The sequence below is a fragment of the Streptomyces sp. NBC_00306 genome, assembly GCF_036169555.1.
Taxonomy (GTDB): domain Bacteria; phylum Actinomycetota; class Actinomycetes; order Streptomycetales; family Streptomycetaceae; genus Streptomyces; species Streptomyces achmelvichensis.
The window spans coordinates 3,908,652-3,934,584 of the sequence record NZ_CP108032.1 but is presented as its reverse complement, the minus strand read 5'-3'; the positions used below and the strand labels follow the sequence as shown (position 1 = coordinate 3,934,584).

Annotated in this window: 29 protein-coding genes and 1 tRNA gene; 10 read left to right on the top strand and 20 right to left on the bottom strand. The window is 70.4% G+C overall.

Annotated features, from left to right (window positions below):
- Window positions 1-68: 68 nt before the first annotated feature.
- The 9 genes from OHA05_RS17520 to OHA05_RS17480 all read right to left on the bottom strand — a co-directional run bounded on the left by OHA05_RS17520 (window position 69) and on the right by OHA05_RS17480 (window position 5,322).
- A complete protein-coding gene (locus OHA05_RS17520) occupies window positions 69-866 on the bottom strand; it encodes a hypothetical protein (protein WP_313945423.1) in 798 nt (265 codons plus the stop codon).
- 81 nt (window positions 867-947) lie between these two features.
- Window positions 948-1,811, bottom strand: a complete 864-nt coding sequence (locus OHA05_RS17515; protein WP_313945424.1) for an RNA polymerase sigma factor SigF — start codon at window positions 1,809-1,811, stop codon at window positions 948-950.
- A gap of 234 nt (window positions 1,812-2,045) precedes the next feature.
- Window positions 2,046-2,888 (bottom strand): RNA polymerase sigma factor SigF, encoded by an 843-nt coding sequence (locus OHA05_RS17510; protein ID WP_313945425.1) that lies wholly within the window; start codon window positions 2,886-2,888, stop codon window positions 2,046-2,048.
- Window positions 2,889-3,065: 177 nt separating this feature from the next.
- Window positions 3,066-3,359, bottom strand: a complete 294-nt coding sequence (locus OHA05_RS17505) for a Dabb family protein (RefSeq protein WP_328861100.1) — start codon at window positions 3,357-3,359, stop codon at window positions 3,066-3,068.
- 73 nt (window positions 3,360-3,432) lie between these two features.
- Window positions 3,433-3,597 (bottom strand): hypothetical protein, encoded by a 165-nt coding sequence (locus tag OHA05_RS17500; protein WP_313945427.1) that lies wholly within the window; start codon window positions 3,595-3,597, stop codon window positions 3,433-3,435.
- A gap of 204 nt (window positions 3,598-3,801) precedes the next feature.
- A tRNA-Ser gene (locus OHA05_RS17495) sits at window positions 3,802-3,886 on the bottom strand.
- Between the two features lie 57 nt (window positions 3,887-3,943).
- On the bottom strand, window positions 3,944-4,372 hold the full coding sequence (gene tadA, locus OHA05_RS17490; protein WP_313945428.1) for a tRNA adenosine(34) deaminase TadA: 429 nt from the start codon (window positions 4,370-4,372) through the stop codon (window positions 3,944-3,946).
- 68 nt (window positions 4,373-4,440) lie between these two features.
- Window positions 4,441-4,977 (bottom strand): tRNA adenosine deaminase-associated protein, encoded by a 537-nt coding sequence (locus tag OHA05_RS17485; RefSeq protein ID WP_328861099.1) that lies wholly within the window; start codon window positions 4,975-4,977, stop codon window positions 4,441-4,443.
- Window positions 4,978-5,130: 153 nt separating this feature from the next.
- The gene (locus tag OHA05_RS17480) at window positions 5,131-5,322 is read right to left on the bottom strand and encodes a hypothetical protein (RefSeq protein ID WP_313945430.1); all 192 of its coding nucleotides are present in this window, start codon (window positions 5,320-5,322) and stop codon (window positions 5,131-5,133) included.
- A 119-nt stretch (window positions 5,323-5,441) separates the two neighbouring features.
- On the opposite strand from OHA05_RS17480, the gene upp reads away from it, so the two are divergent.
- Complete coding sequence (upp, locus tag OHA05_RS17475; protein ID WP_313945431.1) at window positions 5,442-6,077, top strand: uracil phosphoribosyltransferase; 636 nt, start codon at window positions 5,442-5,444, stop codon at window positions 6,075-6,077.
- A gap of 88 nt (window positions 6,078-6,165) precedes the next feature.
- Here upp and OHA05_RS17470 read toward each other — a convergent pair whose 3' ends face one another.
- Together OHA05_RS17470 and OHA05_RS17465 are read right to left on the bottom strand one after the other, a co-directional pair.
- Window positions 6,166-6,789, bottom strand: a complete 624-nt coding sequence (locus tag OHA05_RS17470; RefSeq protein WP_313945432.1) for a LytR C-terminal domain-containing protein — start codon at window positions 6,787-6,789, stop codon at window positions 6,166-6,168.
- A gap of 133 nt (window positions 6,790-6,922) precedes the next feature.
- Window positions 6,923-7,219 carry a type II toxin-antitoxin system VapB family antitoxin gene (locus OHA05_RS17465; protein WP_003955420.1) on the bottom strand — a complete coding sequence of 99 codons (297 nt, stop codon included), beginning with the start codon at window positions 7,217-7,219 and terminating at the stop codon, window positions 6,923-6,925.
- A gap of 117 nt (window positions 7,220-7,336) precedes the next feature.
- On the opposite strand from OHA05_RS17465, the gene OHA05_RS17460 reads away from it, so the two are divergent.
- Window positions 7,337-8,914: a helicase HerA-like domain-containing protein gene (locus OHA05_RS17460; protein ID WP_328861098.1), complete on the top strand. Its 1,578-nt coding sequence runs from the start codon at window positions 7,337-7,339 to the stop codon at window positions 8,912-8,914.
- A gap of 73 nt (window positions 8,915-8,987) precedes the next feature.
- Here OHA05_RS17460 and OHA05_RS17455 read toward each other — a convergent pair whose 3' ends face one another.
- From OHA05_RS17455 to OHA05_RS17445, 3 genes are all read right to left on the bottom strand, one after another.
- Window positions 8,988-10,523: a M28 family metallopeptidase gene (locus OHA05_RS17455; RefSeq protein ID WP_313948948.1), complete on the bottom strand. Its 1,536-nt coding sequence runs from the start codon at window positions 10,521-10,523 to the stop codon at window positions 8,988-8,990.
- Window positions 10,524-10,686: 163 nt separating this feature from the next.
- Complete coding sequence (locus tag OHA05_RS17450) at window positions 10,687-11,274, bottom strand: HhH-GPD-type base excision DNA repair protein (RefSeq protein ID WP_328861097.1); 588 nt, start codon at window positions 11,272-11,274, stop codon at window positions 10,687-10,689.
- Window positions 11,275-11,366: 92 nt separating this feature from the next.
- The gene (locus OHA05_RS17445; RefSeq protein WP_328861096.1) at window positions 11,367-11,987 is read right to left on the bottom strand and encodes a TetR/AcrR family transcriptional regulator; all 621 of its coding nucleotides are present in this window, start codon (window positions 11,985-11,987) and stop codon (window positions 11,367-11,369) included.
- Window positions 11,988-12,188: 201 nt separating this feature from the next.
- Between OHA05_RS17445 and wrbA the strand changes: the two genes are divergently transcribed.
- Complete coding sequence (wrbA, locus tag OHA05_RS17440) at window positions 12,189-12,800, top strand: NAD(P)H:quinone oxidoreductase (RefSeq protein WP_328861095.1); 612 nt, start codon at window positions 12,189-12,191, stop codon at window positions 12,798-12,800.
- A 174-nt stretch (window positions 12,801-12,974) separates the two neighbouring features.
- Here the strand turns inward: wrbA and OHA05_RS17435 are convergent, their stop codons facing one another.
- Window positions 12,975-13,721, bottom strand: a complete 747-nt coding sequence (locus tag OHA05_RS17435; RefSeq protein ID WP_328861094.1) for a TetR/AcrR family transcriptional regulator — start codon at window positions 13,719-13,721, stop codon at window positions 12,975-12,977.
- A 132-nt stretch (window positions 13,722-13,853) separates the two neighbouring features.
- On the opposite strand from OHA05_RS17435, the gene OHA05_RS17430 reads away from it, so the two are divergent.
- Window positions 13,854-15,464 carry an MFS transporter gene (locus OHA05_RS17430; protein WP_328861093.1) on the top strand — a complete coding sequence of 537 codons (1,611 nt, stop codon included), beginning with the start codon at window positions 13,854-13,856 and terminating at the stop codon, window positions 15,462-15,464.
- Between the two features lie 91 nt (window positions 15,465-15,555).
- Here OHA05_RS17430 and OHA05_RS17425 read toward each other — a convergent pair whose 3' ends face one another.
- Window positions 15,556-16,377 carry a maleylpyruvate isomerase family mycothiol-dependent enzyme gene (locus OHA05_RS17425; RefSeq protein WP_328861092.1) on the bottom strand — a complete coding sequence of 274 codons (822 nt, stop codon included), beginning with the start codon at window positions 16,375-16,377 and terminating at the stop codon, window positions 15,556-15,558.
- 650 nt (window positions 16,378-17,027) lie between these two features.
- Between OHA05_RS17425 and OHA05_RS17415 the strand changes: the two genes are divergently transcribed.
- The 4 genes from OHA05_RS17415 to OHA05_RS17400 all read left to right on the top strand — a co-directional run bounded on the left by OHA05_RS17415 (window position 17,028) and on the right by OHA05_RS17400 (window position 21,820).
- A complete protein-coding gene (locus tag OHA05_RS17415; protein ID WP_313945440.1) occupies window positions 17,028-17,513 on the top strand; it encodes a hypothetical protein in 486 nt (161 codons plus the stop codon).
- A gap of 205 nt (window positions 17,514-17,718) precedes the next feature.
- Window positions 17,719-18,693 carry an alpha/beta fold hydrolase gene (locus OHA05_RS17410; protein WP_313945441.1) on the top strand — a complete coding sequence of 325 codons (975 nt, stop codon included), beginning with the start codon at window positions 17,719-17,721 and terminating at the stop codon, window positions 18,691-18,693.
- Window positions 18,694-19,518: 825 nt separating this feature from the next.
- Window positions 19,519-21,087: a molybdopterin-dependent oxidoreductase gene (locus OHA05_RS17405; RefSeq protein WP_313945442.1), complete on the top strand. Its 1,569-nt coding sequence runs from the start codon at window positions 19,519-19,521 to the stop codon at window positions 21,085-21,087.
- Between the two features lie 85 nt (window positions 21,088-21,172).
- On the top strand, window positions 21,173-21,820 hold the full coding sequence (locus OHA05_RS17400; RefSeq protein WP_313945443.1) for a fasciclin domain-containing protein: 648 nt from the start codon (window positions 21,173-21,175) through the stop codon (window positions 21,818-21,820).
- 194 nt (window positions 21,821-22,014) lie between these two features.
- On the opposite strand, the gene OHA05_RS17395 is transcribed toward OHA05_RS17400, so the two are convergent.
- Together OHA05_RS17395 and sigK are read right to left on the bottom strand one after the other, a co-directional pair.
- A complete protein-coding gene (locus tag OHA05_RS17395) occupies window positions 22,015-22,755 on the bottom strand; it encodes an anti-sigma factor (protein ID WP_313945444.1) in 741 nt (246 codons plus the stop codon).
- Window positions 22,752-23,276, bottom strand: coding sequence for an ECF RNA polymerase sigma factor SigK (gene sigK, locus OHA05_RS17390; protein ID WP_313948949.1), 525 nt, complete (start codon window positions 23,274-23,276; stop codon window positions 22,752-22,754). The genes OHA05_RS17395 and sigK overlap by 4 nt, the downstream gene beginning before the upstream one ends.
- A 562-nt stretch (window positions 23,277-23,838) precedes the next feature.
- Between sigK and OHA05_RS17385 the strand changes: the two genes are divergently transcribed.
- On the top strand, window positions 23,839-24,117 hold the full coding sequence (locus OHA05_RS17385; protein WP_313945445.1) for a GlsB/YeaQ/YmgE family stress response membrane protein: 279 nt from the start codon (window positions 23,839-23,841) through the stop codon (window positions 24,115-24,117).
- 100 nt (window positions 24,118-24,217) lie between these two features.
- On the opposite strand, the gene OHA05_RS17380 is transcribed toward OHA05_RS17385, so the two are convergent.
- Window positions 24,218-24,544 (bottom strand): carboxymuconolactone decarboxylase family protein, encoded by a 327-nt coding sequence (locus OHA05_RS17380; RefSeq protein ID WP_313945446.1) that lies wholly within the window; start codon window positions 24,542-24,544, stop codon window positions 24,218-24,220.
- Window positions 24,545-24,886: 342 nt separating this feature from the next.
- On the opposite strand from OHA05_RS17380, the gene OHA05_RS17375 reads away from it, so the two are divergent.
- Window positions 24,887-25,261 (top strand): DUF2267 domain-containing protein, encoded by a 375-nt coding sequence (locus OHA05_RS17375; RefSeq protein ID WP_313945447.1) that lies wholly within the window; start codon window positions 24,887-24,889, stop codon window positions 25,259-25,261.
- A gap of 86 nt (window positions 25,262-25,347) precedes the next feature.
- Here OHA05_RS17375 and OHA05_RS17370 read toward each other — a convergent pair whose 3' ends face one another.
- Window positions 25,348-25,893 carry a pyridoxamine 5'-phosphate oxidase family protein gene (locus tag OHA05_RS17370; protein ID WP_328861091.1) on the bottom strand — a complete coding sequence of 182 codons (546 nt, stop codon included), beginning with the start codon at window positions 25,891-25,893 and terminating at the stop codon, window positions 25,348-25,350.
- Between the last annotated feature and the right edge of the window lie 40 nt (window positions 25,894-25,933).

Here is a 25,933-nt window from a genome sequence, read left to right as displayed (position 1 = left end):
ACGTCACCGAAGACGTCGGGGAAACGTACGAGGCACCTCACCGGTACGTCACCGCGGCCGCGCGTCCGTCAGGTCCAGGTGGCGGTGACGTCCTGGGTCTCGATGTGCATGCCCAGCGGCACCCGCCAGGCGTCCACACACACGGTGTACGCCTGTGTGCGCGCCGCCCCCGCGGCGATCGGCGCGGGCAGGGGCTGAGCGGACCGGACGGTCGCCCAGTCGATGCCGAGCGCGCCGATGATGTGCGTGGCGAAGGTGACCGTGCCCGAAGCCACCGGCGACCGGCCGGTGTTGCGGAACGTCACGGTGACCTGCTCGCACCAGCGGCGGTCGAGTGCCGCGCGCACCGGTTCGCCGACGCTGAGCACGGCGGGTCCCGGCGGGGGCTCCGGTGTGGGCTTCGAGGGTGGTTCGGCGGGCGGTGTGCCGGGCCGGCCGGGTGTGTCCGTGCCGCCGGATCCTCCCGAAGCGCCCGGTCCGCCCGAGGCGCTCCCGCCCGGACTGCCGGAGGCCGGACCTCCAGCACCCGGAGTACCTGTGCCGCCCGCCGAAGCGCTGGAGCTTCCGGGGCCATCTCCCGTACCGCCCGCGCCACTTCCGTCGCCGCCCGCGGACGGCGTACCGGACGGCTGCCCGCCCTTCGGCGGTGTCGCGCCCGGTGGCTCACCGGGCCCGGTGGTCCCGTCCAGCGGTACCAGGATCACGTCACCCTTCGGCGGAACCGCGGCCGTGGGCCCTCTCTCGGGCCCCGAACCCGCGGCACCGACCGCCGCGTATCCGTCGTCGCCGCCGCTGCCGCACGCTGTCAGCGTGCCGCCGAGGCAGAGCGCCACCGCCACGAGAGCCGTTCTGGGACGTCGTCGCATCGCGTCAGTGTGTCTGACGGACCGTCAATAAGGAACCCGGCCGCAGCCGCCGGATCGGCGACCGGGCCGGGCCGGCGGACGTCAGTCGGAGATCAGTCCCTCCCGCAGCTGCGCGAGCGTGCGGGTCAGCAGCCGGGAGACGTGCATCTGCGAGATGCCGACCTCCTCGCCGATCTGGGACTGCGTCATGTTCGCGAAGAACCGCAGCATGATGATCTGCCGCTCCCGGGGCGGGAGTTTGGCCAGCAGCGGCTTCAGGGACTCGCGGTACTCCACGCCCTCGAGCGCCGAGTCCTCGTACCCCAGACGGTCCGCCAGCGAGCCCTCGCCGCCGTCGTCCTCGGGGGACGGCGAGTCCAGCGAGGACGCCGTGTAGGCGTTTCCGACGGCCAGGCCGTCGACCACGTCCTCCTCGGAGACCCCGAGCACGGCCGCGAGTTCGGGCACGGTCGGGGAGCGGTCCAGCTTCTGCGCCAGCTCGTCGCTCGCCTTGGTGAGCGCGAGCCGCAGCTCCTGGAGCCGGCGCGGCACCCGCACCGACCACGAGGTGTCGCGGAAGAAGCGCTTGATCTCGCCGACGACCGTCGGCATGGCGAACGTCGGGAACTCCACGCCTCGTTCGCAGTCGAAGCGGTCGATCGCCTTGATCAGACCGATGGTCCCGACCTGGACGATGTCCTCCATCGGTTCGTTGCGGGAGCGGAACCGCGCCGCCGCGTAACGCACCAGGGGGAGATTGAGCTCGATGAGGGTGTCGCGCACATAGGTGCGCTCCGGGGTGTCGCCCGCGCCCTCGGCGTTCTGCGCGTCGAGTGCGCGCAGCCGCAGAAACAGGGAGCGGGACAGAGTGCGAGTGTCGATGGCCTCCGAGCTGTCAGGCGTGACAGGTGCGGGAGCGCTCTTTGTGAGCGTAAGCACCTTCGAGCTGCCCTGTTCTGCGGACATGCCACCCCCTTGAGGTCGCGGACGGTCGCGGTGGCCGCGACCAACGGAGGAACGCAGCTTCCCCTGAAATACCGGCGGCGAGGCTGCGGCAAACGCGTCTCCGGCAGAATGTCACATGTCGGCAACACGCTGTAGTGACATGTCGACAAGTAATGGGCCAAACTCCGCAGGCGGCAGGGGGTGTACGGATGTGGGCCCGATGAAAAGCGTCCGACCGGGGTATACCCGTTCCGGCTACGCCTCGATCCTGTTTGCGGATCGCAATCGGGCGAAGCTGCGCGCCAGAAGTCTTGACACATGCATCTGGGAGACTCCCAGCTCCTGGCTGATCTGTGACTGCGTCAGATTGCTGTAGTACCGCAGCATCAGGATGCGCTGTTCCCGTTCGGGCAGTTGTACGAGCAGATGCCGTACGAGATCCCGGTGTTCGACGCCCGCGAGGGCGGGGTCCTCGTAACCGAGCCGGTCCAGCAGGCCGGGCAGCCCGTCACCCTCCTGCGCCGCCTCCAGCGAGGTCGCGTGGTACGAACGGCCGGCCTCGATGCATGCCAGCACCTCGTCCTCGCCGATCTTCAGCCGCTCGGCGATCTCGGCGGTCGTCGGGGAGCGGCCGTGAGCGGTCGTCAGGTCCTCGGTGGCGCCGTTGACCTGGACCCACAGCTCGTGCAGCCGCCGCGGCACATGGACGGTCCGTACGTTGTCGCGGAAGTAACGTTTGATCTCGCCGACCACCGTGGGCATCGCGAAGGTCGGGAACTGCACTCCGCGGTCCGGGTCGAAGCGGTCGATGGCGTTGATGAGGCCGATCGTGCCGACCTGGACGACGTCCTCCATCGGCTCGTTGCGGGAGCGGAAGCGGGCGGCGGCGTAGCGCACCAGCGGGAGGTTCGCCTCGATCAGCGCCCCACGCACCCGGGAGTGTTCCGGGGTGCCGGGCTCCAGGTCCTTGAGCTCACCGAAGAGCACCTGTGTCAGGGCCCTGGTGTCGGCGCCCCTGCTCTGTGGCCGCGCGGTGGCGGGCGGGTCGTCCGGCCGCTCGTTCTGGGGCAACACCTGAGGCGCAGTACTGGCCGGCACGGTCACGCCACCCCTTTGCGGTCAACTACGGTCAACTCATCCGTCAAAAGCGGTCATAGCATCACAAGACATGTCCACTGTGTGCAAGCACCCGAAAACACCGTGTTGACGGCAAGTTGTGATCTAAACCTCAAAAACCCCCCGCCCAGCGGGCGGAGGGCCGGAGAAGCAGGTGGTTCAGAACTCGTAGTCGGCGATCACCCAGGTGGCGAACTCACGCCACTGTCCGGCGGCAGCCTGATGGGCCGGATGCTCGATGTACCGCTTCAGCGCATCGCCGTCGGCGACGGCGGAGTTGATGGCGAAGTCGTAGGCGATCGGCCGGTCGGTGATGTTCCAGCCGCACTCCCAGAACTCCAGCTCGGGCACGAGCCCGTCCAGCTCCCGGAAGGCCTGCGCGCCGGCGATCACCCGGGGCTCGTCGCGCCCCACTCCTTCGTTGAGCTTGAACAGGACCAGATGGCGGATCAAGGGGCGCTCCCAGCGTCGGTCGTTCGGACCACCGACAGACCCGGGGGCCTGTCGTTCGGATCAGCGACAGACCCTAATTGACGAGCTCGGTCATGAAGTCCCCGACGCCCTGCGCGGCGGTCGAAATGCCCTCGAACCCTATCTGGACCAGGTCGGCGGCCTTCTCCGGAGACGTGATGATCGTGTAGAGCACGAAGACGACGACGACATAGACAGCGATCTTCTTCGTCTGCACCATCAGCCCTTGCTCCCTGCGTCCCCTGGCCCCTGCGCCTCCCCCGTTCGTGGAGTCGCGTGAGTCTAACCGAGCCTTTCCGGACCAAGAACCCGGTGATCGTGGCCGGTTGCCGACGGGGTCCCGGGCCCGCGGGACAGGTCCGTACGAGTGGTCCCGGAACAGACGAAAGGGCCCGGCTCGATGAGCCGGACCCTTTGCCGAGAGCGGTAGCGGAGGGATTTGAACCCTCGGTGAGTTTCCCCACACTCGCTTTCGAGGCGAGCTCCTTCGGCCGCTCGGACACGCTACCGGGAGAGAGCTTAGCCCAAGGTGGGCCGTGCTCCGAAATCGGTATCCGGATCCTTGCTCAGCGCTCGCGGAAGAAGGCCGTCAGGAGCGCCGCGCACTCCTGCTCGAGCACGCCGAGCACCACCTCGGGCCGGTGGTTGAGCCGTCTGTCCCGTACGACGTCCCACAGCGAACCCGCGGCGCCCGCCTTCTCGTCCCGGGCGCCGTAGACCACCCGGTCCACCCGGGACTGCACGATCGCGCCCGCGCACATGGTGCACGGCTCCAGCGTCACGACCAGCGTGCAGCCGGTCAGCCGCCAGCTGCCGAGGCGCTCGGCGGCCCTGCGGATCGCCAGGACCTCGGCGTGGGCCGTCGGATCGCCCGTCAGCTCGCGTTCGTTGTGCCCGGCGGAGAGCACCGTGCCGTCCTCGCCCAGCACGAGGGCGCCGACCGGCACATCGCCGGACAGCGCCGCACGCTCCGCCTCCGCCAGGGCGGCGCGCATCGGCGCCTCCCAGGGTCCGCGTACCGGGTCCGAGCCTGTCGGTACGCGATCGGGTGCCGCTCCCGTCACTAGCGAACGGTCTCCAGAACCTCGGCCGCGCCCAGCGACTCGGCGATCTCCGGCAGTGCCTCCGTATCCAGTGCCAGCAGCTCCTTCTCCGACAGACCGAGGTCCGTCAGGATGTCGCGGTCACCGACCGGTCCCGCGGGCACGGTGTCGAGCGCGGAGATGGGGTCGACGGCTTCCTCGTCGTCGTCCTCGTCCGCCTCGCCGTCCTCGGTGCCGTCGAGGTCCAGGGTGTCCAGATCGTCGGCCGGGTCATCATCGTCCCCGCCGAGCAATTCGTTGGTGAGGATCTCCCCGTAGGAGGAGCGCGCGGCGGCGGCGGCGTCCGAGACGAAGATACGAGGATCCTCCTCGCCCTCCACCCGGACGATGCCGAACCAGGCGTCCTCCTGCTCGATGAAGACGAGCACCGTGTCCTCGTCCACCGAGGCCTCACGTGCCAGGTCGGTCAGATCCGACAGCGTCTCCACATCGTCGAGCTCTGTGTCGCTCGCTTCCCACCCGTCATGAGTGCGCGCGAGCAGTGCGGCGAAGTACACCGTGACTCTCCCACTGATCAGAGGTGTGACGACCGGCGGTGCGCTGAGCGTGCCCCGCCCTCTCGGAATCGTGGCAGAAAGCGGGCCATTGCGAGAGGTCTTCCGTCGTTGCGTCGGCCATCAGTTCTCACAGGCACCGTTTGCGTGGGCCCGTCACCAGCGGAACGTGCGCATGCGCATCTGCTGACGCATCCGTGCCGCACGGGCCCGGCGCGGCTGCACACGGTCGCGCAGCGCCTTGGCCTCGTGGAGCTCACGGAGGAACTGGGCGCGCCGCCTCCTGCGCGCCGCCTCGCTCTCGCTCTCGCTCCCTATGTCGTGCTGCTCACCCTCGGGCTCAGGCATCGCCCACACACCACCCCACGGCTTGATCCGTCTTCCCCTCGGCCCCGGGGCCTGGGGGGATCTCCTCCACCTTCCCTCCGGAACCTGCCTTGATGCGAGCGCGGGCTACTGTTGACGCCATGCGGATCCACGTCGTCGACCACCCCCTGGTGGCGCACAAACTCACCACGCTGCGCGACAGGCGCACCGACTCCCCGACCTTCCGGCGTCTCGCCGACGAGCTGGTCACCCTGCTCGCGTACGAGGCGACCCGGGACGTGCGCACCGAGCAGGTGGACATCGTGACCCCGGTGACCGGGACGACGGGCGTCAAGCTCTCGCACCCGCGCCCGCTGGTCGTGCCGATCCTGCGGGCCGGCCTCGGCATGCTGGACGGCATGGTGCGCCTGCTGCCGACCGCCGAAGTGGGCTTCCTCGGGATGATCCGCAACGAGGAGACGCTGGAGGCGTCGACGTACGCGACCCGGATGCCCGAGGACCTCTCGGGCCGGCAGGTCTACGTCCTCGACCCGATGCTGGCCACCGGCGGCACGCTGGTCGCGGCGATCCGCGAGCTGATCAAGCGCGGCGCGGACGATGTGACGGCGGTCGTGCTGCTGGCGGCGCCCGAGGGTGTCGAGATGATGGAGCGCGAGCTCGCCGGCACCCCGGTCACCGTCGTCACGGCGTCCGTGGACGAGCGCCTGAACGAGCACGGCTACATCGTCCCGGGCCTCGGCGACGCGGGCGACCGCATGTACGGCACGGTCGACTAGGAACTGATCCGGGCGATTTCGGCCGCCGGGACGACCGTGTCCCGGCGGCCTTGTCGTGCGGTGGCGCCTCGGTGCCGGGAGTGGCCTCTCAGCACTTCCCGGCGGGAGCGGGTGCGGGCTTCGCGAGCACCGTCAGCGCCTGGTCCGCGTCCGGCTTGGCCGTGAGCGCCGTGAAGCGCGTACCGAGAATCAGGTCCACGTCCGCCGTCTTGCGTGCGTCCGTCTTGGTCGTCGCACCCCTCAGCTGGGTGCCGAGGACCGAGAACGGACCCTTCGACGCCGTCGGCGCGCCGAGCAGTATCCCGATGCCCGGAACCTTCTTGTCGTAGGCGGCCGGCGCGTTGCCCACCTTGCCGATGGCAAAGCCGCGTTTCTTGAGTTCGTCGGCCGCCGCCTTGGCCAGACCGGACCGCGGAGTGGCGTTGTAGACGTTCACCGTGATCTGTCCCGGCCTGAGGGCCACGGGAGCCGCCGCGGAGGTCTTCGCAGCCGGTTGGCAGTTCGCCTTGTGGCTCGCCGACGTCTTCTTCCCGTCACTGGTGAAGACGTCGATGAGCTGCAGCGTTCCCCACCCGGCCAGCCCGAGGGCGACGACCGCGGCAACGACTGCCGTGACGATCCTGCGGCGATTGCGGGGGCGTCGCATGCGGGGGTACTTGTCGCCCGTGATGCGGTACTTTCCGCCCATGCCGGGGGGAGTGAGCATGCTCATGGGCGCAGCGTAGTGCGACCCGGAGTCCATGCCTACTAAACGATCAACCGATTGCGTCCGTACGGACTTCGAAAGAGCCCGAAAGGGTCAGTGGCCGACCTCTCGGCGAGCGCCTCGCGGCGAGTTGTGCGGGTCAGCCGAGTTCGAGGACGCGGGCGTGCAGCACCTGGCGCTGCTGGAGCGCGGCGCGTACGGCGCGGTGCAGGCCGTCCTCGAGATAGAGGTCGCCCTGCCACTTCACGACATGCGCGAAGAGGTCGCCGTAGAAGGTCGAGTCCTCGGCCAGCAGCGTTTCCAGATCGAGCTGACCCTTGGTCGTCACGAGCTGATCGAGGCGGACCGGGCGCGGCGCGACATCCGCCCACTGCCGTGTGCTTTCCCGGCCGTGGTCGGGATACGGCCGCCCGTTACCGATGCGCTTGAAGATCACACGGAAAGCCTACCGGGCAAGCGGCTCCGGGCGCAGCCATGGCAGCCCAATGCGATCCTGGGCAAAACGGTACAGACCGGAAATCGCACGCCACAGACCGGAAATCCGAGGTCCGTCATGGCCGAGACCGTGCCGCAGCCCGCGCAGGAAATCGCCTCGGGCTACGCCGTCGACGGCCCCGCGCTGGAGCTGGGCGCCCTGCTCTGGGACGGGCAGTGCCTGCCCCAGGCGCCGGTCCGTATCCCGCTCTCCATGCTCAACCGGCACGGACTGGTCGCCGGGGCCACCGGCACGGGCAAGACCAAGACGCTCCAGCTGATCGCCGAGCAGCTCTCCGCGAACGGGGTCCCCGTCTTCCTGGCCGACATCAAGGGCGACGTGTCCGGTGTCTCCGCGCCCGGGCAGGACGGCCCCAAGGTGCGCGAGCGGGCCGCGCAGGTCGGGCAGGAGTGGCAGGCCGAGGGCTTTCCCTGCGCGTTCTACGGGCTGGGCGGCATCGGCGCCGGCATCCCCGTGCGCGCGACCGTCACGAGCTTCGGGCCGGTGCTGCTCTCCAAGGTGCTCCAGCTCAACCAGACGCAGGAGCAGTCCCTCGGGCTGATCTTCCACTACGCGGACTCCAAGGGCCTGGAGCTGGTCGATCTCAAGGATCTGCGCGCGGTGGTGGCCTTCCTGGTGTCCGACACCGGCAAGGCGGAGCTGAAGAACATCGGCGGGCTCTCGACGGCCACGGCGGGCGTCATCCTGCGCTCGATCACCGCCTTCGAGCAGCAGGGCGCGGGCGGGTTCTTCGGCGAGCCGGAGTTCGACACGAGCGAGCTGCTGCGGACGGCCCCGGACGGGCGGGGTCTCGTCTCCGTACTGGAGCTGCCGTCGGTGCAGGACAAACCGCAGCTGTTCTCCACCTTTCTGATGTGGCTGCTCGCCGATCTCTTCGAGGATCTGCCCGAGGTCGGCGACGTGGACAAGCCGAAGCTCGTGTTCTTCTTCGACGAGGCGCATCTGCTGTTCAACGGGGCGTCCAAGGCGTTCCTGGAGTCGATCACGCAGACCGTGCGGCTGATTCGCTCGAAAGGGGTCGGCGTCTTCTTCGTGACGCAGACACCCAAGGACGTGCCGTCCGATGTGCTGGCGCAGCTCGGCAACCGGGTGCAGCACGCGCTGCGGGCGTTCACGCCGGACGACGCGAAGGCATTGAAGGCGACGGTGAAGACCTTCCCGAACTCGGCGTACGACCTGGAAGAGGTGCTCACCGGGCTCGGCATCGGCGAGGCCGTGATCACCGTGCTGAGCGACAAGGGAGCGCCGACACCCGTCGCCGCGACCCGGCTGCGGGCACCGCAGTCCCTGATGGGCCCGATCGACGCCGCGGCGATGCAGGCGGCGGTGACCTCCTCGCCGCTGTACGCGCGCTATGCGCAGGCGGTCGACCGGGAGTCGGCGTACGAGAAGCTGACCGCCGAGCAGCAGGCGGCGGAGGCGGCGGCCGAAGCGGCGGCGCGGGACGCGGAGGCGGCGAAGCAGGCCGCGAAGGACGCGGCGAAGGCGCCGAAGGCCTCGCAGCGGAAGGACGAGTCGCCGGCCGGTCAGGTGATGGGCAGCGGGGTCTTCCGCTCGCTGGCGCGCTCGGTGGGCACACAGCTCGGCCGGGAGATCTCCCGCTCGCTGTTCGGTACCGCCCGCCGCAGACGCTGAGAACGACGCTCCCCCACGCCCGGACGGGCGCGGGGGAGCGGTCCTGCTGGGTGAGCTTGTCGCTCGGTGTTCGTTACTCGGTGACCTCGTGGCCGTGGCCGTCGTGAAGACCGCCGCCGCTGCCGGCGTCGCCCTCCGTCGGGACGGTGGTGACCGGCTTCCTGAGCGAGCTCAGGTCGTGGGCGTACGTGCCGACCGCGTTGGCGATGACGCCGATGTTCACGGCGAACGCCTTCATGTTGATGTTGCTGAGGTCGTCACCCTTGGCGTGGTAGTTCGGGTCGTACGCGACACCGGCGGTGCCGCCGAACTTCGCCGCCTGGGCCGGGGTCTTGAGGCCCTCGGCGCCGGTGAACGTACCGCCGGAGGGGATGCCGACCTCGATGAACGGCCCGTAGTCCGAGCGTCCGGTGAAGTCCGTGCCCTCGTGCGGGGTGCCGCGCTTGTCGAGGAACGTGTTGATGTCCCGCTCCAGCTGCGCCGAGCCCGCCGGGCCGGGGCCCGCGCCCACGCCGTCGGAGTCGTCGCCGTCGTAGACGAAGAGCCCGTAGTTCGGCGAGGCGATCATGTCGAAGTTCAGATAGAGCTTGATCTCCTTCTTCCCGAGGTCGCTGAGGTTCGCGACGTACGCCTCGGAGCCGAGCAGACCGTTCTCCTCCGCGGACCACCAGGCGAAGCGGACCTTGTTGGCCGGGCGCTTCTCGGCCTTGGCCAGCTCCTGGGCGACTTCGAGCAGACCGGCGGAGCCGGAGCCGTTGTCGTTGATGCCGGGGCCGGCGGTGACCGAGTCGAGGTGCGAGCCGAGCATCACGGTGTTGGCCGCGTTGCCCGTGCGCGTCTCCGCGATCACGTTTCTGGTCGTGCGGTTCTGCTGGAGCTGGCGGATCTCGAAGGAGACGTTCACCGCGCCCTTGGCCAGATCGGCGACGAGCTTCTCGCCGTCCGCCTGGGTGACCCCGCCGGTCGGGATCTTGCCGGTGGCCACGTCGCCCAGGGTGCCCGCGAGCGCGCCCTCGGTGTTGTTGTAGACGATGGCGCCGACCGCTCCGGCGGCGGCCGCGGCGACCTGCTTCTCGCCGAAGGTGCAGCCGCCGCGCTTGATGAGCGCGATCTTCCCGGTGAAGGTTCCGGAGGCGTAGTCGGCGGGCTCGCAGCCCGTCGTCTCGTCCACCGGCACGGCGGCCAGATCGGCCTTGATGCCGCCCACCGGGGTGGACTTGGTGTACGTCATCGCCGAGATCGCGACGTCGCGCGGCGTGGGCGAGACCACGGAGAGCTTCTCGGCCTGCGTCTCGGTGTAGACGAAGTTGAACTCTTCGTACGAGACGTCGTAGCCGTACTTCTTCATCTGCTGGTAGACGTACGCGGCGGACGCGTCGTGGCCCAGCGAACCGGCGGCCCGGTGGCCGCCGGTGGTGTCGGCTATCTGCTGGAACTTCTCCAGATGCTTGTGGGCGTCCTTGGCGGACGCCTTGCCGACCAGCTTCTGGGCGAGCTTCGACGCGTTCTTCGCCGCCTGGGCGCCAGGGTCCTGGCGATGAGCGGCGGAAGGGGATGCGGATGCCAGCAGGAGCGGGGTGGCGAGTGCGGCTGCGGCCATGGTGGCCACGGCTCTGCGACGGGATGCCTTCACAGAGATCCTTCCCGGTGTGGACAGGTGGAAGGGAAGTTAGCGACGCACGGCAGTTCTGTGAACGGATGTGCCTCAACTCACGTCGCAATTCATCTCATTGACACCAGGAGTGGAGGGATCCGCTTCAACACGCCGATGATCAGCCTCCCTTGGCCGCCTTCGCCGCCGCCTTCATCTCCTGCTTGTGCGCCCGCACCTTGGCCAGGGAATCGGGTCCCGTGATGTCGGCGGCGGAGCGGTAGGAGCCCTGCTCGCCGTACGCGCCGGCGGCCTCCCGCCACCCCGTGGGCCGGACGTCGTACTGCTTGCCGAGCAGCGCCAGGAAGATCTTCGCCTTCTGCTCGCCGAACCCGGGCAGCGCCTTCAGCCGGCCCAGCAGCTCCGCGCCGCTCTGCACGTCCTGCCACACCCCGCTCGCGTCACCGCCGTACTCGTCGACCAGGTACTGACAGAGCACCTGCACGCGCTTGGCCATGTTTCCCGGGTAGCGGTGGACCGCGGGTTTCTCCTTCAGCAGCTCGGCGAAGGCCTCGGGGTCGTACGCGGCGATCGCGGCGGCGTCCAGGTCGTCCGCGCCCATCCGCCGGGCGATGGTGTACGGGCCGGAGAACGCCCATTCCATCGGAACCTGCTGGTCGAGCAGCATCCCGACGAGAGCGGCGAGCGGACTGCGGCCGAGCAGTTCGTCGGCCTCGGGTTGCTGGGAGAGATGAATGGTGGGGCTCATGTCCCGATGATCTCTCCGGGCGCGGCGGGCCGCCAGTGAGCAGGGCGTCCGGGGCGCCGTCCGGCGGACACGCTTGTCGAACGGGACAGCCCTTACCCCTGGAGCAGTCCGCCCGTCGCGAGGAGCTCGTCCACCGCGTCCGTGATCTGCCGTGCCGTACGCCCCTGGCCGCGCGAGAGGTGGTCCAGCAGGCTCGGTGCGAAGGGTGCGAGCAGCAGATGGGCGAGGAGGGCGGCGTCGGCCTGCGGCCGCAGCTCGGCGACCAGCATCGCCACATGGGTGTGCATGGTCGTGTACGGGCCGCTCGTGTACCGCCCGCACGGTGACGCCGTCTCTCCGGCGACCAGCATCTCCCGCTGGTCGATGACGCGGTCGGCCAGGGCGTGCAGAAAAGCGTGCAGCCGCTCGGCGGGCGGTGCGCCGGGGCCGAGCGGGGGCGGACCGCCGAGGAACGCCGCCTGGAACTGCTTCTCCCGCTCGTCCAGTAGCGCGTTCAGCAGCTGGGCCACATCGCCGAAGCGGCGGTAGACCGTGCCCACGCCGATGCCGGAAGCCTGGGCGACGGCGTTCATGGTGAGTGCCTCGGGGCCCTTCTCGGCCACGATCGCGGACGCCGCCCGAAGGATTCTGAGCCGGTTGCGCGCCGCGTCCGCGCGCTCGACGGGCGGCTGCCGGTCGGCGAGCGGCAGCTCGGTGCGGTGTGGCACTCCCATGGCACCGAGCGTATCGGACAGGTTTCCGGCCGGTCCCGGACCGTACTTGAAAACTGGATAGCTGTCCGTTTAGCGTGGGCGGCGAACGAAACGGATAATCATCCGTTTCTCTGCGGCGGCCCGTGTGCCGTCCCGCAGCGTGCGTCTCCCCGGAGCGCCTGCCCACGGAAAGAGCCTTGTTCCTCGGAAGGGGACCCCCTCATGGCCACCAAGATCGCCGTCATCTACTACTCCTCCACCGGCAATGTGCACCAGCTCGCGCAGGCCGTCGCCGAGGGGGCCGAGAAGGCGGGCGCGGAGGTCCGTCTGCGCCGTGCGCCCGAACTCGCGCCCGACGCCGCGATCGACTCCAACCCCGCCTGGCGCGAGCACGTCGAGGCCACCAAGGACATCGAGGTCGCCACCCACGACGACCTGACCTGGGCCGACGCCTACGCCTTCGGTACGCCGACCCGCTTCGGCAATGTCGCGGCCCAGCTCAAGCAGTTCATCGACGGCACCGGCGGGCTGTGGGCCCAGGGCGCGTTCATCGACAAGCCCGCCACCGCCTTCGTCTCCGCCGCCAATGTGCACGGCGGGAACGAGTCGACGCTGCTCGCGCTCTACAACACGCTGCACCACTGGGGCTCGCTGATCGTCTCCCCCGGCTACACCGACCCGGCCGTCTCCGCCGCCACCGGCAACCTGTACGGCACGGCACACGCCTCGGGCGCGGGCGAGCCCGGCGAGAACATCCTGGAAGCCGCGCGCTATCAGGGCCGGCGTCTCGCCGACATCACGGGCCGGCTGCTGACCGGCACGCCGACCGCCTGACGCGGCGCCTGACGCGGCGCCGAAGCCGGCCGACGCGCGGAGCGCGCGGCTCGCACCTCTGCGCGGAGGGCGGTTCGCCCACGGCCCAGGGCCCGTCCCACGGATCCTGCCCCCGGTTCGCACGCGGACCGGGGGCAGCGGTCGTGATGTGTCCCGGCACGGCCGGCCCGTCCCTCAGCCCGCGCCGCCCCCGCGTCCCAACCGGGCCTCCAGGCCGTCCAGTACGCACTGGAGTCCGTCCTCGAAGCCGTCGTTGCGCGCGCCGTTGGCGTCCGCGTCCCGCTGGGCCGCGTACAGCCTCCGCAGCCGGGGGTGGCCCTGGACCGCCTGTTCGGCGGCGGGCAGCAGGCTCTCCATCAGATCCTGTTCGGCCCGGCCGCTGCGCTTGACCGTCGTCAGCCATGCCGCCTCGGTGGTCGACACCCCGATGACGTACGCGAACACCGTGCTCACGCCCCGGTCCGCCGCCTCCAGCGAGAAGCCGCCGTCCTCCAGCACGCCGAGCAGGGCGTCGGAGAGCCGCATCATGTTCGGGCCCAGATAGGCCACGCCCACCTCGCCGAGCACCGAGACGATCCAGGGGTGCTGCAGGAAGGTCGAGCGGAGGCTGTGGGCGCAGCGTGTGGTGGCCGCGCGCCAGTCCGCGGGGTCGTCGGCGGCCGGCACCTCGATCTCGCCGTAGACCTGGTCCACGACCAGCTCGAACAGCTCGTCCTTGTTGGCCACGTAGGTGTACATCGACGTGGCGCCGGCGTTCAGTCGGGTGCCGAGCTTGCGCATGCTCAGGGCGTCGAGCCCTTCGGTGTCCAGCAGTTCGAGTGCCACGGACACGATCTGGTCGCGGCTCAGGGCCGGCTGTTCCCGCCGCTGCCGCTGGGGGCGCGTCCACACCGACTGGACCTGCTGCTTCTCCGCTGACATCCGGTCTCCTCTTCGTCTCGCCGCCAGGATAGCCCAGCGCACGAACGATGTGCGCCTTGCGTACGACGTGCGTCAGCCGTACAGTGTTCGGAGTAGCGAACGACGTATGGACAGACTCGGAAAGGCTGGACGATGGAGACCGAACGCCCCGAACGCCACCCACGGCGCTGGCTCATCCTGATCGTGCTCTGCCTCAGCACGCTGGTGCTGGTCATCGACAACATGGTGCTCACGGTGGCGGTCCCTCCGATCACCGAGGACCTCGGGGCGAGCGCGCAGGACATCCAGTGGATCATCGACTCGTACATGCTGGTCTTCGCCGGTCTGCTGCTCACCTCGGGCAGCCTGTCCGACCGCTTCGGGCGCCGGAAGGTCATGATCATCGGCCTGGCGCTGTTCGGGGCGGCGTCGGTGCTCGCCACCTGGGCCGGCAGTCCTGAACAGCTCATCGCCGCCCGCGTGATGATGGGTGTCGGCGGTGCCCTGATCATGCCGAGCACCCTGTCGATCCTGATCACGGTCTTCGACGAGGCCGAGCGGCCCAAGGCCATCGCGGCCTGGAGCGGTGTGGCGATGATCGGCCTGGTCGGCGGTCCCGTTCTCGGCGGTGTCCTGATCGCCAAGTTCCGGTGGGGCGCGGTCTTCCTCATCAACATCCCCATCGCGGCGCTCGCGATCATCGCGGCCGTGGCGCTGATGCCGGAGTCCAAGGGCCCCTGGCGCAAGGCCGATCCGCTCGGCATGGTGCTCTCGATGGCCGGCATGGTCGCCCTGGTCTGGACGATCATCGAGCTGCCGAAGCTGGGCCTCACCGACCCGGCCACGCTGACCTCGCTCGCCGTCACGGTGCTGTGCCTGGGCGGGTTCGCGTACTGGGAGATGCGCGCCCCCTCCCCGATGGTGCCGCTCTCCCTGTTCCGTGATCGCGTCTTCACCGGGTCCAGCTTCTCGCTCGTCCTGCTGACCTTCGCCAACGGCGGACTGATGCTGGTGCTCACCCAGTTCCTCCAGTTCGTGCTGGAGTACTCGCCCACCGAGACCGGTCTCGCCTTCACCCCGCTGGCCGTCGCCGCGCTGCTGTTCAACGTGCTCGGCGCCTCGCTGGTGCAGAAGCTGGGCAACCGCGCCGTCGCGGTCATGGGTCTGATCGTCGTCGCGTCCGGCTTCGGCGTGCTCACGACCCTGTCCACGGACGACGGGTTCGGGATGCTGGCCGCCGCGATGGTCCTCATGGGAGCGGGCAGCGGACTGGCGATGCCCGCGGCGATCGCGGCGCTGATGGGCGCGGTGCCTCAGGAGCACGCCGGCGTCGGGTCGGCGCTCAACGACACGATTCAGCAGGCGGGTGCGGCCCTGGGCGTGGCCATCATGGGCGCGGTCCTGTCGAGCACCTACACCGGCTCGATGCCCGGTTCGGCGCCCGAGCAGGCGCGGGAGTCGATCGGCGACGCGCTCGCCGTGGCCGGCCGCACCGGTGACGCCGGACTGCTCGACTCCGCCCGGGACGCCTTCACCGACGCGATGTCCGCCAGCTTCGTGGTCGGAGCCGCTGGTGTGCTGGCCGCGGCGGTGCTGGCGCTGCTTCTGATGCGGGGGCGTACGCCCGATGCGCAGACCGGCGCCGGGGACGATTCCGTGAACGACGGTTCCGTGAACGACGATTCCGTGAACGATGACGCGGTGAAGGACGCCTCGGTGAAGGACGGGGCGCTGGAGGGGACGGCCGGGCAGACGGCCGGCTGAGGTCCGGCACGGACGGCTCGTGGAGAAGGCCCCGACGGTTCGCCGTTCGGGGCCTTCGATGTGGTCCGGGCCGTCCGGACCGGGCCGCGATTCAGGGAGCCGTGAAGAGCTCCGGGAAACGGGGAGCGAGCCAGGGCCTGCGACCCCAGGCCAGCACCCGGCCCCGGGCGATGGCGCCCCGTGGGTCGCAGCGCCCGAGGGCCATGAGCAGGAAGGTCACCGGCTCGGTGAGGATGGTGCAGTCCGGGCGGCCGGGCGTCCGGGCCTCCACCGCAGCGCTGCCGTCGGTGAAGGTCACGCCGAAGCGGGCGCCTCCCCACAGGCGGATCGTGTACGCGGCGCTCAGCCCGGCGGCCGTGGCACCGTCGACCACCCGCGGCATGGCCACCATCAGGAAGGGCAGGGTCAGCCCGACCCGCGCCCGGTCGATCATGTGCGGACGGCCGAGGGCACGGGCCACGTCGTAGCCGTGGCCGAGCATGTGCGTCAGCAGGTACGAACCCAGTTCCGCCCGGCTCATCGGGCCGAGCGGGGTGAAGACGGTCTCGTCGGGGGAGTTCCGGTCCGCGGCGTCGAGGAAGGCGGCGGCCTGCTCCACGATCATCGCGGCCAGCGGAGCGGCGTCCCGCTCGGCGAATGCGGCGAGCGCGTGTTCGTTGGCGGCCGCCAGGCTCTGCGGTGTGCCGTCGCCGTGACTGCGCTCCCGCCCCGCCGCTATGTCGGCCATCAGCTCGTTGGCCTGCGCGAGATGGGCGGCGGCGGCTCCGAGGCTCCACTGCGAGTCAGGTACCGGGACGCCGGTGTCGCTGACCCCGCGCAGCAGCGCGGCGATGTCCTCGGCGGTGTCGCGTATCGCGTCGGCGAGCCCCTCGGGAAGCGCGCCGTGTACGTCATGCCCTGTTGTCCCTGTCACGGCTCTCCCGGTCCCGGTCCCTCATCCACGGAGGACTTCCGTGGCGGACTTCCACGGCGGATCGCACGGTTCCGCCGGCGAACCTGTTGGAGATCGCCCGCGGTAGACAACCAGGTCGCGGGCACGACGACAAGGTCTCGGTCACGACGAGGAGGGTGCTGGGGCGACCCGCCGGTGGTGGGGTTCCGGATGACCAAAGAATCGAACATATGATTGAATTCGAGCTATGGCCCACACCGCTTTCCCGTCCGACCTGGTGCAGGCCCAGCGCGACTGGAACCGCACATATGCGCAGCTCGCAGAGGGTGCACCGCACTGCACGACGTTGCGCCGCCGCCTGCTGAGACTGTCGGTGCGCGTCCTGTGGCACCCGTACTGGGAGACCGAGCGCGGCCGGTCACCGGCGGCCCGGGTCGAGCTTCGCCGACAGGCAAGGGAACAGTCACAGGCACGGGAACAGGCACGGGATCGGGATCGAGATCGGGACCAGGCACGGGATCGGGATGTGCCGGCTCGCGACTCGTTCCGCGAACGTGACGTGCCGGCTCGCGACACCCGCCGCGTCAGGGATGCGCGCAGGTGATCACTCGTGCCGGTGGTCCTGCCCGCGTGTCCTCGCAGGCAGGCTCTCCCGGCGGGAGAGTGGTCGGATGCGTCTGCGGATCACGTTCATCGCCCTGGCCGTGCTCGCGGCCTCGACCGGCTGCGTTGCCGTGCCCCATACCGGGAAACCGGGTACCCCGGGTCTGGCGCCGGCGGGCGACCGGTCGACGGCACCCCTGGAACCACGGCCGACGGAGCCCGTGAACCCACGCCACCGCCCGACCCAGGCGCCCGTGCGCGAGACGCTCGCGGTGACCGGACCGGGCGCGGCGGCCACCGGGGCTCCGGCACGCCAACACCCCGAGGACCGGCCGGTGTCGGCTCCGCGCCGCGGGGCACAGGAGCCACCGGCGAGGCGCGCCCGGCCCGCGGCCGAACGACGTGCCCAGCCCCCACGGCCCCGGCGGCCGCGCCCGGTCGTCCGGGCCCCGCGCCCCCGGCAGACGTACGACATGCGCAGCCTGTGCGCGATCTCCGACGGCATCGCCGATCCGTCGCTCACGGAGCTGTGCCGCGGGGCGTACGGCCGATGACGACGGCGGGTCGGGTCAACTCGCGCGTACACAGGAACATTTCGCCGTGGCAGGCCCGTCCCCGTCCCCGTTCCGGTCCGGGAGGGGCGGTCCCGTCGGCGGTGCACCCGTAACTCACCAGTTCCCACGGGATATCCGCAACCGGTGACCACGGAATGCCGTTAGCGACTAGCCCTGCCTTCTCGACCTGCCTGGGAGTCCTTCTGTGGCCGCAGACACCATCAATACCCATCCGCCCGTGCCCGGTGTGAACGCCGTCCCCGGCCAGGTCTCCGACAGTGGCTGTGCCGAACGGCCGGTGGAGGAACAGGACTTCACCTTCGCGGGCTTCCGCTACACGTGCCGTGTCGCGCGAGGCGCGCGTCCCGATGCCGAGCCCATTCTGGTGCTGGGCGGGTCGTCGCAGGACCGCTTCTCCTGGACGCGCCACGAGAAGTGGCTCTCGCACGCGCATTCCGTCATCACCGTGGATCTCCCTGGCTACGGCAGCGCCGACTTCCTTCCGGCGACGTACGGCATCGACTTCCTCGCCGCGGCCGTACGGGACCTCCTCGACTCGCTGGAGCTGCCCCGGGTCCATCTCGTGGGCGCCTGCTACGGCGGTGCCATCGGTCTGCGGTTCGCCCAGCACTACCCCCACCACGTCGCCCGGCTGATGCTCGTCGGTATGACGACGAGGATCCCGGACGACTACGCCGCGGCCATGGTGCGCTGGGACGGCATGATCCGGGAGGGGCGGACGGAGACGATCGCCCGCGAACTGGCCGACCGCTTCATGTCTCCGCCCGGCACGGGCCGCGTCCGCAAGCACGCCGCCGTGGCCCGCCTGGTCCACCAGCAGATCGCCTCGCAGAGCCCCGAACAGCTGCGGAAGTCGGCGGAGCACAACACCCGTCTGATGCGCCACGAGTGGTACCGGCCCGAGCCGGTGCCGCACATCCCCAGCCTGGTCGTCACGGGCGAGCACGACACGCTGACCACACCCGCCATGGGCCGCGACGTGGCCGCGTGTCTGCCGGCGGGCCGGTTCATGACCATCGACGAGACGGACCATCTCGCGCCGGTGGAACGCATCGCCGACTTCGCGGACCTGGTGACGCGTTTCTGCACCGACAGGACGCTGGAAGGGCTGTCCTACGCGGCGGAGCCGGAGACGGTCGCGTTCGCCGGGGCGTCCTGACGTCGTGACCACGGCGGGGTCGAGCGCCGCGAGCGTCACCCACGGGGCCGCGAGGCGGGCCGGGACCCGGATGAGCCGGACTGTGCTCCGAGCGCCCGAGAGCCGGTCGTAAGCGGACCGTTCGTACGCGGGCCGGTCGTAAGCGGACCGTTCGTACGCGGATCGGTCGCACGTGGGCTGTTCGTACGAGGGAACAGGGTGCCGCCCGGCGCCAGGGGTCCCCCTCCGGAGCCGGGCGGTCCCGCATCGGCAGCGTCCCAGGTCTGCCGGTGCGGTCGGTGGCAGTGGCCGCCGCTCGCGACCCCTCCCGCCACCATCGATTCGGAACCGGGCCGCCCGGAGCTTGGTCGCCTGAGAGAACATCACCCGCCCGGTCCACCACGGCCCCGCCCGGCCGGATCCAGCCTTGCCGGGGTTGGAGCCGCGGGTTCGGGGCGGGGCCCCGCAATGGGCCCGGGCTTTGAGGCGACCCCCCGGCCCGGGACTGTCTCGCGCGTCCTGCGGGGTTGTCCTCGATCGCGGGCCGAACTGAGGGTGAACGTCCTTGTCGGCAGCAGGCTCTTCGGCTTTCGCCGGGGAGGGCCCGGTAAGTCCAGCCTCGCCGGCGTTTGAGGCGCGGGGTTCGGGGCGGAGCCCCGCAACGAGCCCGGGCCTCGAAGTGACTCCCGCCCGGGGCCGTCCCGCCCGCCCTGCGGGCATGGCCTCGATCGCCGCACGGGCTCGCGCCGCAGCCCCCTCTCCCGCCGCGGCGATCGAACGATCTTCATTCGACTGAGTGATGCACCAATCCGCCCGCCGTCCTGGTTCCGAACTGTGTTTGTGACGATGACCAGGACGAACATCTGCCGGAACGGGTTGGCCGCGGTGAGCGGCCTGCTCGCCGGCTGTGCGGCGCTCGCCGTCGCCGAGTTGGTCTCGGCCGCCGTCAGGCCCGAGGCCGGACCGGTGACCGCGGTGGGCGGAGCGGCCATCGACCGGACACCCGCGGGCCTCAAGGACTGGGCGATCCGCAGCTTCGGGACGAACGACAAACTCGTCCTCCAGCTGGGGATCCTGGCCACGCTCGCCGCCCTCGCCCTGGTGCTCGGACTCGTCGCGCTGCGCTTCCGGCGCGTGGGGTCGGCCGGTGTGCTGCTCTTCGGCGTGGTGGGTGCGGCCGCGGCCGTCGGCCGCCCCGACTCGACCGGAGCGGTGGACGGGCTTCCCTCGTTCGTCGGCGCCGTCGCGGGGGCGGCGCTGTTGTACGTCCTCGTCGGACGGCTCACGGCCCGCCGCGAAGCAGCCGATGCCGGTGCCGAACTCGGGTGGGACCGGCGGGGGTTCCTCGCCACCGCGGGCGCGGCCGCTCTCGTCTCGGCCGGCGCCGGAGCCCTCGGCCGCGGCCTCAACACCTCGCGGGGGAAGGACGCAGTCGCCTCACGCGCCGCGGTGAACCTCCCGGCCGCGGCGTCCCCGGCTGCTGCCGTCCCGGCCGGTGCCTGGCTGCGGGCACCGGGCATCAGCCCGTTCTCCACGCCCAACAAGGACTTCTACCGGGTGGACACCGCGCTGGTGGTCCCGAAGGTCGACGCGACCCGCTGGCGGCTGCGTATCCACGGAAAGGGCGTCACGCGCCCGGTCACGTACACGTTCCAGGATCTGCTGGCACGGGAGTTGATCGAACGCGACATCACCCTGACGTGCGTGTCCAACGAGGTCGGCGGCCCGTACGTGGGCAACGCCCGCTGGATCGGGGTGCGTCTGGCCGACCTGCTGCGCGAGGCGGGCGTCAGGCCGCCACGCCGGGGCGGCCCCGCCGACCAGCTCGTCGCCCGGTCGGTGGACGGCATGACGCTCGGCACGCCGGTCGACGACGTGATGGACGGCCGTGACGCGATGCTCGCGGTCGGGATGAACGGCGAACCGCTGCCGCTCGCCCACGGGTTCCCGGTCCGCATGATCGTCCCCGGCCTGTACGGATACGTGTCGGCCTGCAAGTGGATCGAGGACATCGAACTCACCACGTTCGCCGACTACGACCCCTACTGGGTGAAGCGGAAGTGGGCCCGTAAGGCCCCCATCAAGACCCAGTCGCGGATCGACACCCCCAAGCCGTTCGCCCGGCCCGCGGCAGGCACCGTCATGGTCGCCGGTGTCGCCTGGGCCCAGCATCGCGGCATCGACCGGGTCGAGATCCGTGTCGACGACGGCCCCTGGCGTCCCGCCGACCTCGCCGCGCAGGCCACCACGGACACCTGGCGGCAGTGGTCCTACCCGTGGAAGGCCACGCCGGGCAGCCACACCCTCACCGTCCGCGCCACCGACCGGACGGGCGAAGTCCAGACCGACAGACGTGCCCGCACCATCCCCGATGGAGCGAGCGGCCGGCACTCGGTGGTCGTCACCGTCGACTGAACCGGCACCCCCGGGCCTGCCCCCAGGTTCCTCAACCCCTCCGTTGGTGACACAACGTCACTATGCGAACACTCAAGGAGACATCATGAACGCTCTGCGCTTCCGTCGTGCCGCCGTCGCCGTGGCCGCCGCCGCGGCCCTGCCTCTGACCCTGACCGCCTGCGGCGGCGACGACAGCTCCGGATCCGCCTCCGACAAGGCGTCCACGGCGGCTCCGTCGACGGAGAAGTCGATGCCCGCCGACGACGCCGCCACGGCGGACGGCCCGTTCGGCCCTGCCTGCGCGTCGGTGCCGAAGGACGGGGCGGGCAGCTTCGACGGCATGGCCAAGGACCCGGTCGCGACCGCCGCCTCCAACAACCCGGCGCTGTCCACCCTGGTGGCCGCGGTGAAGAAGGCGGGTCTGGTCGACACCCTCAACAACGCCGAGAACATCACGGTGTTCGCCCCGACCAACGACGCCTTCGCCAAGATCCCGAAGGCCGACCTGGACAAGGTCCTCGCCGACAAGGCGATGCTCACCAAGATCCTGACCTATCACGTCGTGGGCCAGAAGCTCACTCCGCAGCAGCTCGATAGCGGTTCCTACGCCACCCTCGAGAAGACCCGGCTCACGACGGCCGGCTCGGGAGAGGCGTACAAGGTGAACGACGCCTCGAACGTGGTCTGCGGCAATGTGCCCACCGCCAACGCCACGGTCTACATCGTGGACACCGTACTGATGCCGAAGTAGCGGCAACTGCCCACGGGGCAGGCGGAAGCGACCGGGGCGGCCTCTGAGGGGTCGCCCCGGCGCGTTGCGGTGGGGCCGGGGGCGCCCGGCGGTGAGCGTGACGACCGGTCGACCGGCATCGTCCACCCGTACGCACGCGGCGGGCACCGGGACTGTCCCGGTGCCCGCCGCGTGTACTGCTGTCCGGCCCCGGCTCAGGCGGGGAGGGTGATCGCGCCGAGCGGCACGGTCGTGGGCTGCGGAGAGCCCCCGGCCGGCTCGACGGTGACCGCCACGGCGGTCGCGTCGCCCACCGGTCCGTCGAGCAGGGTGAGTTGCCTGCCCGACGCGCTCTGCAGCAGTCCGGCCGGACGCGGATTGCCGCTCCCGGCGTACCAGGCTTCGTACACCTTGTCCGCCGGCAGTTCCGGCAGTCCCGCGACGACCAGCGCCGCGGCGTCCTCGCTGCGCGAGACGGCGACCGTGGCGGTGGCCCCGCCGGACAGGGCACGCGTCTGAAGGCGGGCGTCGGGTGCCGCCAGCACATCCGCGACACTCGCCTCCCGTTCCTCGGCCTGGCGCGCCGCGGTCCGTGCGCTGTCCGCCTCCTCGTGCTGCCACACGGCGATGCCGCCGAAGGCCGCCGCGGCCGCCACGCAGGCCGCCATGACGAGGCGGGGGAGCCGCTGGGCGGGCCGTCGCATCCGTTCGCTCGTCAGCAGCTTGAACTCCTGACGGGTGCCCGCCGTGCGCCGCAGCACGCTGTCCCTCATCGCGTCGGGAGGCGTGACGGCGACGGCCAGACCCAGCCGGGCGGCCGTGGCCCGGAGCTCGGCGACCTCCTGCCGGCATGCCTCGCAGGCGGCCAGGTGCGTCTCGAAGGCCGCCCGTTCGTCCTCGGGCAGTGCGTGCAGCACATAGGCGCCGGTGGCCGTGTGCAGGTCGGCCGTGGTCATGCCGTCACCCCCAGGCAGTCGCGCAGGCGGATGAGCCCGTCCCTCAGCCGGGTCTTGACCGTGCCCAGAGGGAGCGAGAGCGCCTCGGCCACCTGCTTGTAGGTCAGCCCCTTGTAGTAGGCGAGGGTGACGGCCTCTCGCTGGATGTCCGTGAGAGTCCGTACGCAGCGGCGTACCTGCTGCCACTCCAGACGCGTCTCGACGTGTTCCGTCACCTCGTCGAAGGGGGTGGTCCGGTCCAGCAGCGCCGCCTTGTACTCGCGGTCGACGCTCGCCTGCACGGCTCGCACCCGGTCCACCGCCCGGCGGTGGGCCAGGGTCATGATCCAGTTCTTCGCGCTGCCGCGTTCGGGCTCGAACCGGGCCGCGGTCCGCCACACCTCGACGAGCACGTCCTGGGTCACCTCCTCGGACTGGGCCGGATTCCGCAGTACCTGGCGCACCATTCCCATGACGGGCGCGCTGACCAGGTCGTACACCCGGGCGAACGCGTCATGATCTCCTTGGGCTGTCCGGATCATCAGCGCGTCGAGATCGCGCTGTGTCGACGGCTGCCCGGTTCCCTGTCCGCGGTCGGCGGATTGCACCTGGATTCCTCACTGACCTGCTCGATGGTGCCGTGGATGGCTCATGGGACGTTTTCGCGGTCTATGTCATTGCTGGTCATTACTGGTTCGTCACCGGAGCGAAGAGGGATTGGTCCACGGCCCGGCCGGTGCGTCACGGGCCGGTGGGTGCGGGCGGGGTGCGAGCGCGCAGGTCAGCCGATGTGCGACAGCGCGGGACGCCGGCGTCGTAGGAGCGCCGTACGAGAGCCGTACGAGAGCCGTACGAGCGGCGTACGAGCGGCGTACGAGAGGCGAGCACCGCGCCGTGTCCGGCCGGGTCGCCGACCGACGGCAGTCACGGACCGAGGAGGGCGGGCCGGTACGGATCCGGGGGGCCGCCGGGCCCTTTTGCCGGGCACCCGGCCGTGAAAACGGAGTCACCCCGCCCGCTCATGAGTCGGCGAGGTTTGAATCGCCATTCTCGGCGCACGCGGTAATCGAACAGTGAATTACTTCGAGGGGCAGGGGATCACACATGGGCATCATCGCCTGGATACTCATCGGTTTGCTCGCCGGCATGATCGCCAAGGCTCTGATGCCTGGCAAGGACCCCGGCGGCATCATCATCACGATGCTCATCGGCATCGCCGGCGGCCTTCTCGGAGGCTGGCTCGGCAAGGTCATCTTCGGCGTCGACTCCATCGACGGCTTCTTCGATCTCTCCACGTGGGTCGCGGCCGTCGTGGGCTCGCTCATCCTGCTCGTCCTCTACCGCCTCATCACGGGCAACCGCCGCTCGCACCGGCACGCCTGACCTCGCACAGCGGACGCGCAAGCGGCCCCCGCCCTTCTCGGGCGGGGGCCGCGCCGTGCGGGGCGCGAGGCCTGCGACACCCCGGCCGGGGCGTCCGTTCTCAGCCCTGGGCCTGGATCTCCGCGTCGGCAACGGCGATGGCGATGCCGAGTGCCGCGGTGAGGTTTCCTGCCGCCGTCATCACACGGGCCGTGCCCACGATGGGTGCGATGGCGACGAGGACGTCCTGCAACTGTTCGGCGGTGATACCGGTCCTGAGAGCCGGGTCGATGTGGGCCGCATAGGAGATCGGCGGGGCATCGGAGGCTGCGAGGGCCGCGATGCGGGTCAGCAGGAGCATGTCCGGGGGCAGTCCGCAGCGTTCGACGGAATCGATGGTCATGGCGGCGAGGGTGTCCAGGACAGGGGTTTCCGATGCAGTGGACATTTCTGTCCCTCCTGAATGTGTGTCCCGTGAATGTGTGTCCCGACGGAGGAAAGCGCGGCGGAAGGAGCGAATGTCCGCTGTCAGAGGTCGGATTCGACGTCGGATCCGGTCCGATGCCGATGTCGATTCGGTGGGCGCGAGCGTCGGGATTCCCTTCAACCCTAGAACTCATCCGCGCCGTGCGCATGGCACGTGATACGCCGCGGCGGGCTCCGGCCGCGGGGGTGCGGCTCCCTGCCCGCGCGGGCCCGGCAGCCGCGTGTCAGGCTGGATTCAGGGCCGCTCCACCGTCGTCGAACGGGAAGGGCAGCGGCACCGGCACGCCGGCAAAGGAGACAGCGCGTGGAAGAGAGGGCATTCATCCAGGCGGTCTCGGAGCGCACGGGCCTGTCGCGGCAGGAGTCGGCCGATCTGACCCGCGCGACGCTGGAGACGCTGGCCCATCGGCTGAGTTCCGGCGAGACCCGGAACCTGATGCCGGAGCTCCCCGAAGGTCTGGCGGAGTCGGTCCGACGCGGTGCCACCCCCCACATCGAGGTTTTCGACTACGCGGAGACCGTGCGGCGTGTGGCCGAGCGCAACGTGCTCAGGACGGACGAGGCCGACAGCGGCGTCCGTGCGGTGCTCGGCACCCTTCGTGAGGCGATCAGCGAGAAGGAGTTCGGGCATCTGATGTCGCAGCTCGGATCCGACTTCTCCCAGCCGATCGCCGACTGACTGTCGCCCACTGACCGTCGCCGACTGATCGTCGTCGACCGATTCTCCTTCGCGCCATCCGCCGAGGGCGCACCCCGCTGACACGCTCAACGGGGAGGAAAAGTCCACCGCGTGGGCTCGAAGGTGTCCTGCGTCGGGAATCCGAACGCCTTCAGAGGATGCATCTCGTAGACCTCGTACGGCGGTCCTCCGGAGGTGGGCGCCCCGTACTCGGCGTCGAGTTCTTCGCCGACGACCTCCGTCGGCCAGGCGAACACCTCCTGCATCGTCCGCGACGCCAACTGCAGCCGCTCGCGGTCCGTCACCCGCCGGATCAGCCCCTCCACCACGACATGCAGGAGTCCGATGTCGGTGGTGATCGTGGCGCGTCCGTCCGCGCGCATGTTCCGGCTCTTGACCGCGTCGTGCTTCGAGGCGACGACGAAGGACGACCCCGTCCACGCCGCGAACACCGGCCGGACGTGCGGCGACCCGTCGCGGCCCACGGTCGCCAGCCAGGACGTGGCGGAACCCTTCCGCAGCTCACCCGACACCATCTCCCAGTCGGCCGGGGGAAGTTCCGCGCCTCCGTCGGGTTGTGTGCCCCTGCCCCGGCGGGGGATCACCTCGGTGATCGGCTCGATCCGTGTCATGGGAGGTCCTCCTCGATTCCGTTCTCCTGTGCCTGCTCAG

What these genes read in the sequence shown, in the direction of transcription:
- OHA05_RS17460 (WP_328861098.1), top strand. Translation starts at nt 7,337, where the DNA reads ATGGCCGAGACCGTGCCGCAGCCCGCGCAGGAAATCGCCTCGGGCTAC.
- OHA05_RS17380 (WP_313945446.1), bottom strand. Translation starts at nt 24,544, where the DNA reads ATGTCCACTGCATCGGAAACCCCTGTCCTGGACACCCTCGCCGCCATG.
- tadA (WP_313945428.1), bottom strand. Translation starts at nt 4,372, where the DNA reads ATGCGCGCCGCCCTGGCGGAGGCGGAGCGTGCGGCGCTGTCCGGCGAT.
- OHA05_RS17385 (WP_313945445.1), top strand. Translation starts at nt 23,839, where the DNA reads ATGGGCATCATCGCCTGGATACTCATCGGTTTGCTCGCCGGCATGATC.
- upp (WP_313945431.1), top strand. Translation starts at nt 5,442, where the DNA reads ATGCGGATCCACGTCGTCGACCACCCCCTGGTGGCGCACAAACTCACC.
- OHA05_RS17450 (WP_328861097.1), bottom strand. Translation starts at nt 11,274, where the DNA reads ATGAGCCCCACCATTCATCTCTCCCAGCAACCCGAGGCCGACGAACTG.
- OHA05_RS17405 (WP_313945442.1), top strand. Translation starts at nt 19,519, where the DNA reads ATGACCAGGACGAACATCTGCCGGAACGGGTTGGCCGCGGTGAGCGGC.
- OHA05_RS17395 (WP_313945444.1), bottom strand. Translation starts at nt 22,755, where the DNA reads ATGACCACGGCCGACCTGCACACGGCCACCGGCGCCTATGTGCTGCAC.
- OHA05_RS17370 (WP_328861091.1), bottom strand. Translation starts at nt 25,893, where the DNA reads ATGACACGGATCGAGCCGATCACCGAGGTGATCCCCCGCCGGGGCAGG.
- wrbA (WP_328861095.1), top strand. Translation starts at nt 12,189, where the DNA reads ATGGCCACCAAGATCGCCGTCATCTACTACTCCTCCACCGGCAATGTG.
- OHA05_RS17500 (WP_313945427.1), bottom strand. Translation starts at nt 3,597, where the DNA reads ATGGTGCAGACGAAGAAGATCGCTGTCTATGTCGTCGTCGTCTTCGTG.
- sigK (WP_313948949.1), bottom strand. Translation starts at nt 23,276, where the DNA reads ATGATCCGGACAGCCCAAGGAGATCATGACGCGTTCGCCCGGGTGTAC.
- OHA05_RS17430 (WP_328861093.1), top strand. Translation starts at nt 13,854, where the DNA reads ATGGAGACCGAACGCCCCGAACGCCACCCACGGCGCTGGCTCATCCTG.
- OHA05_RS17470 (WP_313945432.1), bottom strand. Translation starts at nt 6,789, where the DNA reads ATGAGCATGCTCACTCCCCCCGGCATGGGCGGAAAGTACCGCATCACG.
- OHA05_RS17435 (WP_328861094.1), bottom strand. Translation starts at nt 13,721, where the DNA reads ATGTCAGCGGAGAAGCAGCAGGTCCAGTCGGTGTGGACGCGCCCCCAG.
- OHA05_RS17400 (WP_313945443.1), top strand. Translation starts at nt 21,173, where the DNA reads ATGAACGCTCTGCGCTTCCGTCGTGCCGCCGTCGCCGTGGCCGCCGCC.
- OHA05_RS17520 (WP_313945423.1), bottom strand. Translation starts at nt 866, where the DNA reads ATGCGACGACGTCCCAGAACGGCTCTCGTGGCGGTGGCGCTCTGCCTC.
- OHA05_RS17515 (WP_313945424.1), bottom strand. Translation starts at nt 1,811, where the DNA reads ATGTCCGCAGAACAGGGCAGCTCGAAGGTGCTTACGCTCACAAAGAGC.
- OHA05_RS17445 (WP_328861096.1), bottom strand. Translation starts at nt 11,987, where the DNA reads ATGGGAGTGCCACACCGCACCGAGCTGCCGCTCGCCGACCGGCAGCCG.
- OHA05_RS17480 (WP_313945430.1), bottom strand. Translation starts at nt 5,322, where the DNA reads ATGCCTGAGCCCGAGGGTGAGCAGCACGACATAGGGAGCGAGAGCGAG.
- OHA05_RS17415 (WP_313945440.1), top strand. Translation starts at nt 17,028, where the DNA reads ATGCGTCTGCGGATCACGTTCATCGCCCTGGCCGTGCTCGCGGCCTCG.